General features: G+C 72.1%; 14 protein-coding genes. 8 read left to right on the top strand and 6 right to left on the bottom strand.

Annotated features, from left to right (window positions below):
- Positions 1–17: 17 nt before the first annotated feature.
- Together ACZ5L9_RS05855 and ACZ5L9_RS05860 are read right to left on the bottom strand one after the other, a co-directional pair.
- A complete protein-coding gene (locus ACZ5L9_RS05855; protein ID WP_464534926.1) occupies positions 18–968 on the bottom strand; it encodes a PDR/VanB family oxidoreductase in 951 nt (316 codons plus the stop codon).
- The gene (locus ACZ5L9_RS05860; RefSeq protein WP_464534929.1) at positions 965–2,059 is read right to left on the bottom strand and encodes an aromatic ring-hydroxylating dioxygenase subunit alpha; all 1,095 of its coding nucleotides are present in this window, start codon (positions 2,057–2,059) and stop codon (positions 965–967) included. Before ACZ5L9_RS05860 ends, ACZ5L9_RS05855 begins: the two co-directional genes overlap by 4 nt.
- A gap of 345 nt (positions 2,060–2,404) precedes the next feature.
- On the opposite strand from ACZ5L9_RS05860, the gene ACZ5L9_RS05865 reads away from it, so the two are divergent.
- The 8 genes from ACZ5L9_RS05865 to ACZ5L9_RS05900 all read left to right on the top strand — a co-directional run bounded on the left by ACZ5L9_RS05865 (position 2,405) and on the right by ACZ5L9_RS05900 (position 10,552).
- Positions 2,405–3,481, top strand: a complete 1,077-nt coding sequence (locus ACZ5L9_RS05865; RefSeq protein WP_464534931.1) for an acetamidase/formamidase family protein — start codon at positions 2,405–2,407, stop codon at positions 3,479–3,481.
- Complete coding sequence (locus tag ACZ5L9_RS05870) at positions 3,478–4,998, top strand: AtzH-like domain-containing protein (RefSeq protein ID WP_464534933.1); 1,521 nt, start codon at positions 3,478–3,480, stop codon at positions 4,996–4,998. Before ACZ5L9_RS05865 ends, ACZ5L9_RS05870 begins: the two co-directional genes overlap by 4 nt.
- A gap of 92 nt (positions 4,999–5,090) precedes the next feature.
- Positions 5,091–5,591, top strand: a complete 501-nt coding sequence (gene uraD / locus ACZ5L9_RS05875; RefSeq protein ID WP_464534935.1) for a 2-oxo-4-hydroxy-4-carboxy-5-ureidoimidazoline decarboxylase — start codon at positions 5,091–5,093, stop codon at positions 5,589–5,591.
- Positions 5,588–5,905: a hydroxyisourate hydrolase gene (uraH, locus tag ACZ5L9_RS05880; protein ID WP_464534939.1), complete on the top strand. Its 318-nt coding sequence runs from the start codon at positions 5,588–5,590 to the stop codon at positions 5,903–5,905. Before uraD ends, uraH begins: the two co-directional genes overlap by 4 nt.
- Positions 5,906–5,908: 3 nt before the next feature.
- Positions 5,909–7,246: an allantoinase AllB gene (gene allB / locus ACZ5L9_RS05885; RefSeq protein ID WP_464534941.1), complete on the top strand. Its 1,338-nt coding sequence runs from the start codon at positions 5,909–5,911 to the stop codon at positions 7,244–7,246.
- Positions 7,243–8,472, top strand: a complete 1,230-nt coding sequence (locus tag ACZ5L9_RS05890) for a pyridoxal-phosphate-dependent aminotransferase family protein (protein ID WP_464534943.1) — start codon at positions 7,243–7,245, stop codon at positions 8,470–8,472. Before allB ends, ACZ5L9_RS05890 begins: the two co-directional genes overlap by 4 nt.
- The gene (locus ACZ5L9_RS05895) at positions 8,469–9,731 is read left to right on the top strand and encodes an allantoate amidohydrolase (RefSeq protein ID WP_464534946.1); all 1,263 of its coding nucleotides are present in this window, start codon (positions 8,469–8,471) and stop codon (positions 9,729–9,731) included. The genes ACZ5L9_RS05890 and ACZ5L9_RS05895 overlap by 4 nt, the downstream gene beginning before the upstream one ends.
- Positions 9,728–10,552, top strand: coding sequence for a MurR/RpiR family transcriptional regulator (locus tag ACZ5L9_RS05900; protein WP_464534949.1), 825 nt, complete (start codon positions 9,728–9,730; stop codon positions 10,550–10,552). Before ACZ5L9_RS05895 ends, ACZ5L9_RS05900 begins: the two co-directional genes overlap by 4 nt.
- Positions 10,553–10,561: 9 nt before the next feature.
- On the opposite strand, the gene ACZ5L9_RS05905 is transcribed toward ACZ5L9_RS05900, so the two are convergent.
- The 4 genes from ACZ5L9_RS05905 to ACZ5L9_RS05920 all read right to left on the bottom strand — a co-directional run bounded on the left by ACZ5L9_RS05905 (position 10,562) and on the right by ACZ5L9_RS05920 (position 14,637).
- Positions 10,562–11,173, bottom strand: a complete 612-nt coding sequence (locus ACZ5L9_RS05905) for a pyridoxine/pyridoxamine 5'-phosphate oxidase (RefSeq protein WP_464534952.1) — start codon at positions 11,171–11,173, stop codon at positions 10,562–10,564.
- Positions 11,170–11,952, bottom strand: a complete 783-nt coding sequence (locus ACZ5L9_RS05910) for a creatininase family protein (RefSeq protein ID WP_464534955.1) — start codon at positions 11,950–11,952, stop codon at positions 11,170–11,172. Before ACZ5L9_RS05910 ends, ACZ5L9_RS05905 begins: the two co-directional genes overlap by 4 nt.
- On the bottom strand, positions 11,949–13,355 hold the full coding sequence (locus ACZ5L9_RS05915; RefSeq protein ID WP_464534958.1) for an FAD-binding oxidoreductase: 1,407 nt from the start codon (positions 13,353–13,355) through the stop codon (positions 11,949–11,951). The genes ACZ5L9_RS05910 and ACZ5L9_RS05915 overlap by 4 nt, the downstream gene beginning before the upstream one ends.
- Positions 13,356–13,437: 82 nt before the next feature.
- Complete coding sequence (locus ACZ5L9_RS05920; protein ID WP_464534960.1) at positions 13,438–14,637, bottom strand: ABC transporter substrate-binding protein; 1,200 nt, start codon at positions 14,635–14,637, stop codon at positions 13,438–13,440.
- Positions 14,638–14,711 lie beyond the last annotated feature (74 nt).

A 14,711-nucleotide genomic window follows, 5' to 3' on the forward strand; every position in this document is an offset into this window, starting at 1 on the left:
CGGTCAGGGGTCGTGTGTCAGACGTCGAGGGTCAGCACCGGCGTACGGGAGCGCGAGACGCACACGTTGATCTGCGTGTTCGCCGCATGCTCGGCCGCGGTCTGGACCTCGTCGCGGTGGTCGGGAAGGCCGTCCAGCACCGGAGTCAGGCAGGAGCCACAGATGCCCTGCTCGCACGAGAGCACCACGTCGTACCCCGAGCGTTCGAGGACCTCGGCGATCGTCTCGCCGTCCCCGACCGCCATCCGCTCGCCGGTGGAGGCGGCGACGACGGTGAACGCGTCGCCGGCCAGGTCGATCGGCTCCTCGAGGGTGAAGCGCTCGACGTGCACCCGCTCCGGGCGGATCCCGGCGTCCGCGGCCCGCTGCCGGACGGCATCGAGGAAGCCGGCCGGCCCGCAGGCGTAGACCACGGTGTCGTCGGCGACCGACCAGTCCGGGGCCGCCTGTCGCAGCGAGTCCCCCCGGTCGCTGCGATGCCAGCGCACGCTCCCGGCGTACGGCCGGGCCGCGACGTACTCGGCGAGCACGGCCTCGTCACGGACGTAGCAGTGCAGCTCGAACGGGACGCCGCGCTCGTGCAGCCGGCCCGCCATCGCCAGCAACGGCGTCACGCCGATCCCGCCACCCACGAGGAGGGCGGGATCGGCGCCGTCCTGCAGCGAGAACGTCGACCGGGGGGCGGAGATCGTCAGCCGCTCGCCCACCCGGAGCCGCTCGTGGACGTGTCGGGAGCCTCCCCTGCCCGGCTGCTCGCGCTGGACGCAGACGAGGTAGCGGCTCGGGTCGGTCACGTCCAGGAGCGAGTACTGCCGCACCACCGTCCCGAGCGGGGTCGGAAGGTGGAGGTCGACGTGCGCCCCCGCCTCCGCCGGGGGCAGGCCGCCGCCCAGCGGGCGCAGCTCGACGATGAGCGCTCGCTCCGACGCCCGGGTCTGGGCGTGCACCACCACCGCAAGGGTGCTCATACGGTGAAGAACGTGCTGAGGCCCAGCTCGCGCAGGGCGCGGCGGTAGGCGATCGAGGAGCGGTCGGCCGGGATGTGGACCTCGAGCCTCGGGTCGAGCGGCAGATTCTCCGGCTTCTGCGCCTCGACCATCTGCCGGTCCTCCTCGAAGATCATCTGGTTGAAGTCGTAGACCTCCTGCAGGGGACCGTCGGTGTCGAAGTCACGCACGCGGGCGTCGAACATCCGCGTCTGCCGGGCCGAGACCGGCGAGGCGGCGTTCATGATCGAGAGCTTGGTCCCGTCGGGGAAGTCGATGACCAGTGACGCGGTGAACGGCACGTGCAGCCGGAAGTGCCGCGACCAGACGTAGTCCGGCTCGGCCTGCAGGCCGGTGCTGTGCGGGTAGTTGCCCATGCTGGAGAGGTAGCGCGCCTCGAAGCCGTCGGGGGTGGTCTCGACGGTGTAGTCGGGCACCTCGGCGTTCTCCGGGTCCGCGAAGGACGCCTGGTGCACGAACGCGAAGTGCGCGACGTCGAGGAAGCCCTCGACCTGGCGCCCGGCGAAGGCGGCGATGTCGACCGGCGGGCAGTTGATCTGCTGGAAGCCCTCATCGTCCCAGTGCGGTACCGGCGGGATCGACGCCTGGTCCGCCGGGTCCGTGGGCAGGCTGGCCAAGCAGGTCCACACCAGGCCGTAGCGCTCGACGACGCCGTACGCATGCAGGTTCATCCGGGCGGGGATCTTGTTCGTGGGGTGGGCCGGGATCGCGGTGCACGTGCCCGCGGCACCGAAGCGCAGCCCGTGATAGGGACAGCGGATGCCCAGCCCGTCGTCGAAGGCCTTGCCCAGGGAGAGCTGCATCCCCCGGTGCGGGCACAGGTTGTCGGCGACGACGACCTTGCCCTCGAAGCGGTAGACCACCAGCGGCTGGTCGAGGAGGGTGACGCCCTGCGGGTCGGCGGTGACCTCGCTGGCCACGGCGACCGGGTACCAGTAGCGCGCGATGATCTGCCAGTCGTCGGGGTCGAAGGTACAGCCGCGCGGCGTCGGCAGGACGCGGTCGGCGTAGGGACGGTTCGTGGTGCCGGCAGGGAAGACGTCGGTGGACACGGTGGGCTCCTGGGGTGGTCGCGGGGTCGGCTGTCGAGGGCGCTGCGGGTCGGCCGCGGAGCGGCCAGGACGAAACAGGCGTCTCGGGTCAGTGACCGTGGGCGATCAGGCCCCGGGGCCAGGCACTCGCTCGGTACGCGCTGCCTGCGGCGGGCGCCGGGTACGCGGTCGTCGTCGCCATGGTCGTCCTCCTCGATCGCACGGAGCGCTTCCTCGCTCGGATATCAGTCTGGGCGACGGATATGTCGGCCGCGTTACGGCGGAATCTCCACCGGGGGCGGACCGGGTGCGTGCTGGCGGTCGGACAGGAACATGGATGAAACATTCGTTCCATACGGTGCTCGGGTGGCCATCCCTCTCCTCCAGCTCGGCGACGGCGCGATCCGTGGCACGTACCTGCCCAGCACGACCGACAACGTGATCTGGGGTCGACTGCCGTGCGGTGCCGACGACCCGGTCCTGTCGGTCTCCCCCGGCGAGGAGGTCACCGTCGACACCCTCAGCCACGAGGGGATCCTGGAGGACCAGGGGCGCGACCCGCGGGCCTTCTTCGGGCAGTACGGCGCCGAGGCCCTCGACGACGCGATCGCCCTGGCCGCCAGCAGCGTTGCGCGCACCGCCGGCGCCGACGGACCCCACGTCGTGACCCGGCCGATCGAGGTGGCGGGCGCACGGACCGGGGACCTCCTGGCGATCACCGTGCTCGAGACCACGCCGCGCGTGCCGTACGGAGTCATCTCCAACCGACACGGACGCGGCGCCCTCGCCGGTGACCTGCCGCGCGACGGGTCGCCGCTGCACTGCGTGTTCGCCCGGACGGACGAGGACGGGACCCACGGCCTGCTGCCGCTGCGCGAGGACCAGGACGACACCGGCCCCACGGCCCGGTTCGAGCTCGCGCCGTTCCTCGGCATCATGGGTGTGGCGGTGGCCGGCGCGACCCGCCCGCACTCGGTCCCGCCCGGACCGCACGGCGGCAATCTCGACATCCGGCTGCTGACCAGCGGCAGCACGCTCTACCTGCCCGTGCAGGTGGACGGTGCGCTCGCGTACGTGGGCGATCCGCACTTCGCCCAGGGCGACGGCGAGGTGAGCCTCACCGCCATGGAGGCGAGCCTGCGGGCCACCGTCCGCTTCGACGTGGTCGCCCGCGAGGAGGCGTTGCACCGCTTCGGCGAGCTGGCCGGCCCGCTGGCGGAGACGTCGGAGCTGCTCGTCCCCACCGGCCTCGACGAGGACCTCGACGTCGCCGTGCAGAACTGCGTGCGGGCGGCGATCGCCCTCATCGGCGCTCGCTTCGGGATGGACGAGCGACTCGCCTACGCCTACCTCTCCGCGGCCACCGACTTCCGCATCTCCCAGGTGGTCGACGTGGTGAAGGGCGTGCACGCCACCATCAGGAAGGCGGACTTCACCGCATGACCGGACCGGTGTCGCCCGCCGCGCCCGAGGGCCTCATGGCGGCCTTCGAGGCCTACGAGCGGGCCCTGATGGCCGACGACCTGCCCCTACTGGACCGGCTCTTCGCCCAGACGCCCCACACCCTGCGCGGAGACGCCTCGGGACTGCTGGTGGGGCACGAGCAGATCAGCGCCTTCCGCGGGGGCCGCGGCGGTGCGCCTCGGCGCACGATCGTGCAGACCCACGTGCAGGCGATCGACGACGACCACGCCCTGATCGTCGCCGTCACCGAGCTCGCCCGGGGCGGGCGAGGCCAGCAGACGCAGCTGTGGGCACGGGCGCTCGACCGTTCGCTGGGCCATGACGGCTGGCAGGTGACGGCGGCCCACGTGGCGGTCGCCCCGCCCGCGCTCGACACCCGGATCTGGCGGGTGGTCGGTGACCCGTTGACGCCCCCGACCGGGACCGGATCGCTCACCGGCGAGAGCATCGCGGTCAAGGACCTCTACGCCGTCAAGGGCCACCCGATCGGCGCCGGGAACCCCGCCTGGCTCGATCAGGCCACACCCGAGACCGAGCACGCAGCGGCCGTACGGGCGCTGCTCGCGGCCGGTGCGTCGGTGCGTGGCATCGCCCGCACCGACGAGTTCGCCTACAGCCTCGCCGGGCAGAACGTCCACTACGGCACGCCACCCAACCCCGCGGCGCCCTACCGGATCCCGGGTGGCTCGACGTCGGGCTCGGCCACCGCCGTGCGTCTCGGTCATGCCAGCGTCGGGCTGGGCACGGACACCGGCGGCTCGATCCGGGTGCCGGCGGCCTACCAGGGTCTCTACGGCATCCGGACCACCCACGGTGCCGTCGACCGCGCCGGCCTCCTGGCGCTCGCGCCCTCCTTCGACACGGTCGGCTGGCTGACCCGCTCCGCGACCCTGCTCGCCACCGTCGGGGACGTGCTGCTCCCCGAGGCACCGACGCGCGGCTCGGCCACGCTGGTGGTCGCGCCGAGCCTGCTCGAGCTGGCCGAGCCCGACGTCGCTGCCGCCGTCGAGGCGTGGCTGCCGGCCGATGCCGTACGGGAGACCTGGCGTCTCGACGAGCTGGGCACGTGGCTCGCGGCGTTCCAGAGGTGGCAGGCCTTCGAGGCCTGGCAGGTCCACGGCGGATGGCTCGGCTCGCGGCTGGACACCCTCGGCGCCGATGTCCGCGGCCGCTTCGAGGCCGCGGAGCGCGTCACCGCGCAGGAGGCGACGGCCGCGTGGCACGTGGTGCGTGGGGCGCGTGACGCCGTGCGCCGACTGGTGGGCGATCGGGTGCTCGTCGTGCCGACCACCGCCTCGGTCGCGCCGCTTCCCGATCGGGCCCAGGCTGCCCGGGATGCCACCATGCGCCTGACGTGCCTGGCCGGGCTGGCCGGGCTTCCGGCCGTGAGCCTGCCGCTGCGCACGGTGGCCGGACCGCCATGCGGGGTCTGCCTGCTCGCGGCCCCCGGTCGCGACCGCGACCTGCTCGAGCTCGCGGTGCGCCTCGACCCGTAACCGAACTGAAACGGTAGTTTCATCGCCGGTTACATCCGTTCCATATGGTGAGCGGACACGGCCGGCACGAGCCACGTGGAAGGGACCGGACAGTGAAGATCGTCGAGTTCAACGCGATGGAGGCATCGACCGCCGGGGCGTTCGTACGCGCGTGCGCCTCCATCGAGTCGTTCGTGGCCGGGGTGGTGGGAGCTCGGCCCTACCCGGACGCGACGGCACTGCTCCAGCACGCCGAGCACCTGGCCCTGCGATGGACGCCCGCCGAGGTCGACGAGGCGCTGGCCGATCATCCTCGCATCGGCGAGCGGCACGCGGCCGGCGGCGCGAGCGCCTCGCTCTCGGACGCCGAGCAGGCCGCGGTCTCGCTGGCCGGCGACGTCCGCGGGCGACTCGCCGAGGCGAACCAGCGCTACGAGGACCGGTTCGGCCGCATCTACCTCGTCCGGGCCAGGGGACGCGACGCCGAGGAGCTCCTCGCGCTCCTGGAGGAGCGCCTGACCAACGACGACGCCACCGAGGCGCAGGTCGTCCGCCAGCAGCTGGCGGAGATCGCCATGCTGCGCCTTGTCGACCTCTTCGAGGAGGCCGCGTGAGCTGCACGGTCAGCACCCACGCACTCGACGCCGAGCGCGGACGTCCAGCGGACGGCATCGGCCTGACCCTCACGCTCGCCGACGGCACCACCTGGTCGGGCGTCACCGACGCTGACGGCCGCGCCCGGATCGACCGCGAGGTGCCACCCGGCGTGCACACGCTGACGTTCGCCACCGGCGCGTGGTTCGAGGGCCGGGGGCGGAGAACCTTCCATCCCCGCATCGACGTCACCTTCACCGCGGTCGACGAGGAGCACCACCACGTCGCGCTGCTGCTGAGTCCGTTCGCGTACACCACCTACCGAGGGAGCTGAGCGATGCGCATCGACGCGATCCGCGCACAGCGGGTCCTGATCGGCGACGGCTTCGTCCCCGCCACGCTGCGCCTGAGCCGGGGTCGGATCGAGGCGATCGATCCGTGGGAGACGCCGGTCGACGGGCTGGTGCTCCAGGTGCCGGAGACGGCGTACCTCATGCCGGGCGCGGTGGACACGCACGTGCACGTCAACGAGCCCGGCCGCACCCACTGGGAGGGCTTCAGCAGCGCCACCGAGGCCGCCGCCCTCGGCGGGGTGACCACGCTGATCGACATGCCGCTCAACTCGGTGCCGCCCACCACGACCGTCACCGGCCTGCGGGCCAAGCAGGACGCCGCCGCGGGCCAGCTGATGGTGGACGTCGGCTTCTGGGGCGGTGCGATACCCGGCAACCTGGCCGACCTGGAGCCGATGTGGGAGGCCGGCGTCTTCGGGTTCAAGTGCTTCCTGGCCCCATCGGGCGTGGACGAGTTCCCGCCCCTGGACGCCGCAGGCTTCACCGCCGCGCTGAGCGAGATCGCACGGTTCGGCGGTCTGATGATCGTGCATGCCGAGGACGCCCGCGTCCTCGAGGCGCACGCGCCCGCCACCGGCAGCCGTGCGTACGCCGACTTCCTGGTCAGCCGGCCCCACGAGGCCGAGCTGGCAGCGATCCGTCGCGTCGTCGACGGCGTCCGCGAGACCGGCGCGCGAGCACACATCCTCCACCTGTCGTCGGCGCGGGCCCTGGACCTGATCAAGGACGCCAAGGACGAGGGCCTCCCCCTCACGGTCGAGACGTGCCCGCACTACCTCTGCTTCTCCAGCGACGGGATCCCCGACGCCGCACCCGAGTTCAAGTGCTGCCCCCCGATCCGCGATACCGGCAATCGCGAGGAGCTGTGGCAGGCCCTGTGCGCCGGGGTCATCGACACCGTCGTCACCGACCACTCCCCCGCCACCGCCGAGGAGAAGGGTCGCGGCGACGGCGACCTGCACCAGGCCTGGGGCGGTGTGTCGGGACTCCAGGTCGGCTTCACCGCCGTCGCCGCCGAGGCGAGGAGACGCGACATCGCGCTGAGTCGGGTGAGCGCATGGATGGCGCGCAACACCGCCGACCTCGTCGGACTGCGCCGCAAGGGGCGCATCGAGGTGGGTGCCGACGCCGACCTGGCGGTCTACGACACCTCCGTGGAGCTTCGGGTCGACGCGACGAGGTTGGCCCACCGCAACCCGATCTCGGCGTTCCACGGGATGCGGTTCGACGGCAGCATCACCCACACGATCATCCGCGGCGACGCGCTCGACGTAGAGCGTCCCGACCACGCCTGGGGGCGTCAGCTCAGGAGGGCCTCATGACAGCGATCCCACCCCTCTCCATGCCACCTCGGCTGCTGATGGGTCCCGGCCCGATCACCGTCGACCCCCGCGTGCTGCACGCGATGTCGACCCAGCTCGTCGGGCAGTTCGATCCGGCGATGACGGCCGCGATGGGCGACGTCAGCGGGCTGTACCGGACGGTGTTCGCCACCGCCAACGAGCAGACCTTCCTGGTCGACGGGACCTCACGCGCCGGGATCGAGGCCGCCCTCGTCTCGCTGATCGAGCCGGGCACGCGCGTCCTCGTGCCGATCTTCGGCCGGTTCGGGCACCTGCTCGTCGAGATCGCCGAGCGCTGCGGCGCGGAGGTGCACACCGTCGAGGTGCCCTGGGGCGAGGTCGTCCCTCCGGAGCTCGTCGAGGAGGCGGTCCGCGCCGTCCGCCCAGCGCTCGTGGCCGTGGTCCAGGGCGACACCTCGACCACGATGTGCCAGCCCCTCGCCGAGATCGGCGCGATCTGCCGCGAGCACGGCGCCCTCCTCTACGTCGACGCGACCGCCTCCCTCGGGGGCAACCCGTTCGAGACGGACGCCTGGGGCGTGGACGTCGCGACGGCCGGTCTGCAGAAGTGCCTGGGCGGTCCGTCGGGCAGCGCGCCGATCACCATCTCGCCTCGCGCCGTCGCCACGATCGAGGCCCGCCGCCACGTGGAGGCCGGCCTCCGCGACGCGGACGACATCGGCCGCGGGCTGCGGATCTCCTCGAACTACTTCGACCTCGCCCAGGTGATGGACTACTGGGGACCGCGCCGGCTCAACCACCACACCGAGGCGACCTCGATGCTGTACGCCGCCCGCGAGTGCGCCCGCCTGCTCGTCGAGGAGGGCATGGCGAACGCGATCGAGCGCCACCGGCTGCACGGTGCCGCGATGCTGGCCGGCGTCCAGGGCCTGGGGCTGCGGGTCTTCGGCGACGCCGCCCACAAGATGTCGAACGTGGTGGCCGTCCACATCCCCGACGGGGTGGACGGCGACGGCGTACGGATGGGCCTGCTCGCCGACTACGGCATCGAGATCGGCACCTCCTTCGGGCCGCTCCACGGCCGGGTCTGGCGGATCGGCACGATGGGCTACAACGCCCGCAGGGACGCCGTGATGATCACGCTCTCCGCGCTCGAGCAGGCGCTGCGCTCGGCCGGCGCCCGCGTCCTGCCCGGCGGTGGCGTCGACGCGGCGCGCGAGATCTACCAGGGCGGCCAGCCGTGACCGGCGTGGCGCCCGCCACCGCGACCGAGGTGCTGCGCCGGTGCGCGGAGCTCGACATGTTCTCGGCGAGCCCGACCCACCTCGAGCGGACCTACCTGACGCCCGAGCATGCCGCGGCCAACCGCGCGACGGAGTCCTGGATGCGACAGGCCGGGTTGCGCACGTGGGTCGACGCCGCGGGCAACCAGTACGGGCGACGCGAGGGGGTGCGGCCCGGCCTGCCTGCCCTGCTGCTCGGCAGCCACCTCGACACCGTGCCGGACGCAGGTTCCTACGACGGCATGCTCGGCGTGATGATGGCCGTGGCGGTGGCCGAACGGCTGCGCGGCGTCGATCTGCCGTTCGCTCTCGAGGTCGTCGGGTTCAGCGACGAGGAAGGGACCCGCTTCGGCAAGGCGCTCCTCGGCAGCCAGGCTGCCGGCGGCTCGTGGGACGAGGCGTGGTGGGGGCTGTGCGACCGGGACGGCATCACGCTCCGCCAGGCGTTCGTCGACTTCGGACTCGACCCCGGACGGATCGGCGAGGCGGCGCGCCAGCGCGACGAGCTGGTGGGCTACCTCGAGGCACACATCGAGCAGGGCCCCCTGCTCGAGGCCGCCGACCGATCCCTCGGCTACGTCACCGCGATCGCGGGGGCACGCCGCTTCCACCTCACCATCCACGGCGAGGCGCGCCACGCCGGCGGCACCCCGTACGAGCGTCGCAGGGATGCGCTCGTCGGTGCCTCGGAGGCGATCGTGGCCATCGAGCGGATCGCTCGGGCGAGCACCTGCATCGCCACCGTGGGCCGCATCGAGGTGCAGCCCGGAGCGGTCAACGTCATCCCGGGCCGGGCCGACCTGAGCCTGGACCTGCGCGCGGCCTCGGACGCCGAGCGCGACGCGATGTGGCTGCGGATGGAGGCCGAGATCGTCGGGGTCTGCCGGGCCCGGGGCCTGAGCCTGACCTCGGAGGAGACCCATCGCGCCTTCGCCGCCCCGTGCGCGCCGTGGCTGCAGGATGCCGTCCGGGACGCCATCACCGAGACGGATGCGAGCTACCCACCCGGCGTCGCGCCGATGGGGCTGTGGAGCCGGGCGGGTCACGACGCGATGGCCATCGCCGCCGTCACCGATGTAGGAATGCTGTTCGTGCGCTGCTACGACGGCATCAGTCATCATCCCGGCGAGGACGTCCGTGAGATCGACGTCGCGCGCGGCCTCGACGCGCTCGAGCGAGCGGTCCTCGACGTGGCCCGCGTCGTGGAGGGACGATCGTGACCCCGCCGACGGGCCACCGCATCGACGAGCGCATCGCCGCCTGCTATGCCAGCCTGCCGCCGCAGGAGCGCCGCGCCGCCGACACGCTCCTCACCCATCTCGACGACCTGGCCACCTACCGGGCGGCCGAGCTGGCGAGCCTGGCCGGGGTGTCCAAGGCGACGATGAGTCGCCTGTTCCGCTCGCTGGAGTTCGCCGACTTCGACGAGGTGCGCGACCACATGCGCGCGCTGCGCATCGCGGGAGAGCCGCGCCGCACCGAGGGCGCACCGAGCCTCGCGGGCCACATCGCCAGCGAGGCGGACGCCATCCGCCACCTCCTCGAGAGCGCCCCCGTCGCCCGTGCCACGACCCTGCTGGCCGGGGCGCGCCAGGTCCTCGTCGTCGGGTGGCGCAACAGCTACCCGGTGGCCCTGCACCTGCGCGAGCAGCTGACCCAGATCCGGGCGGGGGTGGCCCTCGGCCCGCAGCCCGGCCAGACGATCGGTGAGGACCTTGCCGGCCTCGGCCCCGACGACGTCGTGGTGGCCGTCGGGTTCCGCCGGCGACCGGCGGGCTTCGCCGCGTTCCTCGGCGACGCGGTCAGGTCGGGTGCTGCCGTGATCGTGCTCGCCGACCCGAGTGCCGCGACCCATCTGCGTCCTGCCACCGTCGCGCTGGAGTGCCCGGTCCAGGGCGAGCTCGCCTTCGACTCGTACGCCGCGGCGATGAGTCTGGTGAGCGTGCTGGCCGATGGCGTGCTCGAGCTCAGCGGACGAGCGGGACGCGATCGCGCCTCCGCCATCGCCTCGGCCTACGACCGCATCGGGGAGATCGAGTGAGAGCGGGACTCACCCCGGCCGGCGCTCCACCGACCAGGCGTCGTCCTCCCGGGTGCACAGCAGACGGTTCGACGGACCGTCCACATCGCCTCGCCAGAACGCGATCCGCCGCGGCGTGAGCGTGAAGCCGACCCACGTGGCGGGCGGCTCCAGCCTGGCGTGGGCCCCGGCGAACGCGGCCCAGTCGCGACGCCGCTCCCGCTCGGTGACCCCGGCGGCCGCGGGCTCGTTGAGCCACGCCAGCAGCTGGAGGTAGCGCGAGCGGCGACGGTAGGCATCCACCTGGCCGTCCGCGTCCTGCACGGCCACGTCCCCGCTCACCACGACCTGTCGCGCCCGGCCCGGCCAGATCACCGCCACGCTCGCCCGAGGGTTCGCGGCGAGCTGGGTGACCTTGCGGGAGCGGGCGTCGGTGTGGAAGGCGATGCGGCCCGCGTCGTCGCAGCGGGAGAGCAGCACATGCCTGCTGTCGGGGTAGCCGTCCGCGTCGACGGTGGACAGCGTCATCAGTGGCGTGATGTCGCCGTCGCAGTGTGCGAACCACGCCCGGAGCAGAGCCAGGGGATCGACGACCTCGTCGTCGACCCCCTGGTCGTACCCGAAGGTGTCGTCGGGGTTCACCCCGCCTGCTGATGGGAGAAGCGGGCGATCTCGTGCAGCGACTCGACGGCCTGGGCCACCGAGGCCTCGTACAGCTTCGCGCCGAATGCCGGGGTCGCCTGGGTGGGGTCGCCCACGACGCCGCCGGTGCCGAAGTCGCTGGAGAGCCACCCGAAGCTCACCGGCAGCGCGTTGAAGCCGATGTGACGGAACTCGGCCAGGTGCTCGGGCACCCAGCGCTCGGCGCGGCTGAGGTCCACGAGGTCGGGGCGCATGTGCAGCACGATCGACGTCTCGGCTGCGCCGCCGTGGATCCCGAGGTTGAGCTCGTCGAGTCCCTCGCCGGCGGGAGGCTCGGTGCGGATCAGGGTCGGCATCGAGAACGTCTTGAGGCCGTACACCTTGCGGATCTCGCGCAGCACCACCTGGAGCAGCGCGGTGTTCCCGCCGTGGCCGTTCGCGAAGACCAGCGTGCCCGCGCCCATGGTGTGCACGGCGCGGCCGATCTCCAGGCAGGTCTTGTACATCGTGTCCCAGTCCAGCCAGACCGTGCCGGGGGCCCAGCTGTGCTCGTCGGACTTGGTGTAGGCCAGCGTCGGCAGCCGCCACACGTCCAGCCCGTCGGCGGCGGCCTGCTCGACGGCGGCCTTGCCGATGACGTCGGCCAGCAGGTAGTCGGTGTTCAGCGGAAGGTGCGGACCGTGGTGCTCCACCGCGCCGGTGCCGACCACCACGATCGTGTCGCGGGAGAAGCCGGCGGCGACGTCCGGTCCGGGCAGCTCGACGAGGTCGCGGCTCATGCCATCAGTCCTTCCGCCGCCGTACGGATCGCCTGGTCGTTGACGTGCCCGACGGGCTGGGCCGAGGCGGTGCTGTTGCCGAGCGCCAGATCGTCGGGGGCGCCGAGCTTGCCGGGATTGAGCAGGCCCCGAGGGTCGGTCCGGGCCTTCAGCGCGAGCACGCCCTCGATGTCGTGGTCGACGTACCACTGGTGCGGGCTGTGCACCCGGACGCCGAGCTCCTGAAGCCGGGCGTAGCCGGCGTAGACGTCGGAGGCGCCCGTGTACGGCGCCGCGAGCATGCCGATGGGGAAGAGATGGGCCGCCTCGATGTGCAGCATGCCGCCGGGATAGACCGCGTGGACCTCGTCGATCCGGTCGATCAGCGCCTCGCCGCCGACCTCGACGTGGAACCAGGTCGTCTCCGGGGCGTTGCGCTTCAGCCAGTAGATCGGGTGGTTGTAGGAGAGCATCGAGAGCTTGACCGACTGCTGGGCGCCCTCGCGCACGTCGTGCACCGTGCCGCCGCCCGACGCGACGATGCTCGTCGCGGCCTCCAGCGTGTGCACGTCGAGGATGGCCCGCAGGCTGCAGGCGTCCCCGGGGATGCCCGGGTCGGGGGGCAGCATGGCGCTGATGAAGGCGGGATCGGCCGAGACCAGCCGAGGGGCCGGCTCGAGGGCGCGCAGGGCGCGCAGTGCCGCCTGGGCGCGGTCGAAGGTGGGGAAGGAGGCGTAGAGCGAGCGCCAGTCCTGAGCGGGCTCCAGGCGTACCGACGCCCGGGCGATCACACCGGCGGTGCCGTACGTGTGCACGAACGTCTGGGCATCCTCGCCCTCCACGTGCACCAGGGTCGGCTCGTCACCCGGCAGTGCCACGTCCAGGGCGCTGACGAACCCCATCCAGTTCGACCCGTGGGTGATGGAGCCGGTTCCTCCGGAGCCTCCGGAGAGGAAGCCGCCGATGGTGCTCTGGGCGGTCGAGGGATACATCCACAGTTGCTGGTCGGCCTCGTTGGCCGCCTGCTCCATCGCGATCATGGTGGCGCCGGCCTCGGCCGTGAGGACGCCGTCCGTCACCTCCAGGACGGCGCGCGCCCGGCTGGTGTCGAGCACCAGGCCGCCGTGCATGGGGATGCCCTGGCCGTAGTTGCCGGTGCCCTTGCCGCGCGGCGTGATCGGGATCCCGTGCCGGTACGCCGCCGAGACCACGGCGGCGATCTCCTCGGCGTTCGTGGGCCATGCGACGAGGTCGGCCAGACCGAGCGGAAGCTGCTCGGAGATGATCGGCGACATGGTGGCCTCGTCGACCGAGGCGCGCTCCCGCGTGCGGAGGTCGGCGCTGACGCCGCGCTCGCCGAGCAGCTCGACGAGCTCGGAGTGGAGGGAGGAGAGGGCCCCGGGGGTGACCGCTGGAGTGCTCACTGTGGTCCTTCGGTGTTCGACGTCGTTCGGAAGGGAGCCGGGACCGCCGCACGGGGGGAGAGCGACGGTCCCGGCAGTACGGTCAGAAGCCGAGCGAGATCTTCTGGTCCAGGAACTGGTTGGTGAACAGGTCCTCGGGCTTGAGGCCGGACTTCACGCCGGCGTCCTTGGTCTTGCTGAAGATCGGCACGGCGAGGTCCATGAACTGCTGCACCCGTGCGGTGTCCAGGTCGCCGACATAGCCATCGGAGCCGTCGGAGGCGATCTTGAGCGACTTCATCTGCTCGGCGGCGAACTTGCCGACGTTGGCGTCGTAGGTCCAGCCGTTGTTGTAGGAGTCCACGAGCTTGTCGACGAGGTCGTTGGTCGGCGTCGGGTCCTTGAAGTAGTCGACGTCGGCCTGCTGCATCACCGGGACCAGCTTCTGCAGGCAGGGGCTGAGCTTGTCGAGGTCGCCGGTGCGCACCGACATCGTCTCCGGGTACGGGTTCCAGCCGGTGTCGGCGATGAGCTGGTACTTGACCGGCTTGTCCCAGGCCTTGATCTCGTTCTGGTAGATGTAGGGCTCGGCGGTGGCGAAGCCCTGCTGGCCGGACTTGCCCTGGTCGGTGACGAACTTGGCCGGGGTGCCGTCGTACGAGCCGTCGGTGACGTCCTTGGTCAGGTAGCCGGCGTCGATGAGGTGCTCCATGTAGGCCGCGCCGCTGAAGTAGCGGACCACCCCGCCGGACTTCGCGAGCTCGGCTCCGAGGCCCTTGATGTCGGTGACGTCGGGGTACTTCGCGGGGTCCCACATGACGACCATCGGGGACTTGTCGTTCTCGGCGAAGACGGCCGTGGTGGGCAGCTTCCCGGAGAACTCGACCGCCTCGTCGGTGGAGACGTAGCCGAGCGTGATCGACTTGTCCTGGTACATCTGCGAGCTGACGGTGGAGTAGCCGATGGCCGGACCGCCGGCTCGGATCTCCAGCTTCACGCCAGTGGACTGGCCGTTGGCATAGAGGTCACCGGTGACCGACTTCTTGTTGCTGTCGATCGTCGGGTTCGGGCCGAGCATCTGGTAGAGGTGGCCGTGGTCGGCCTCCGGGTTCCAGTCGGTCTGGACGACCACCGTCGACGGGCACACCCCCGAGAGGTCGACGGCAGCACCGGTCGCGGCCGAGGTGGCGGCGGAGGCGGAGGTGCTGGCGGCGCTGTCGGCGCTGGTGTCGGACGAGCTGTCGCTGCCACAGGCACTGGCAGCGAGAGCGAGAGCGCCGAGAATCGCTCCGGCTGCGGTCATACGCGAAGTGGTGCGCATGGGTTCTCCGTTTCCTAGGGGTGTCGCGGGATGGGGCCGGGGTGGGGCGGGATGTG

The sequence above is a fragment of the Nocardioides sp. JCM 18998 genome, assembly GCF_055391535.1.

Coding starts and splice junctions, on each gene's coding strand:
- ACZ5L9_RS05855 (WP_464534926.1), bottom strand. CDS start 968: ATGAGCACCCTTGCGGTGGTGGTGCACGCCCAGACCCGGGCGTCGGAG.
- ACZ5L9_RS05870 (WP_464534933.1), top strand. CDS start 3,478: ATGACCGGACCGGTGTCGCCCGCCGCGCCCGAGGGCCTCATGGCGGCC.
- allB (WP_464534941.1), top strand. CDS start 5,909: ATGCGCATCGACGCGATCCGCGCACAGCGGGTCCTGATCGGCGACGGC.
- ACZ5L9_RS05890 (WP_464534943.1), top strand. CDS start 7,243: ATGACAGCGATCCCACCCCTCTCCATGCCACCTCGGCTGCTGATGGGT.
- ACZ5L9_RS05910 (WP_464534955.1), bottom strand. CDS start 11,952: ATGAGCCGCGACCTCGTCGAGCTGCCCGGACCGGACGTCGCCGCCGGC.
- ACZ5L9_RS05920 (WP_464534960.1), bottom strand. CDS start 14,637: ATGACCGCAGCCGGAGCGATTCTCGGCGCTCTCGCTCTCGCTGCCAGT.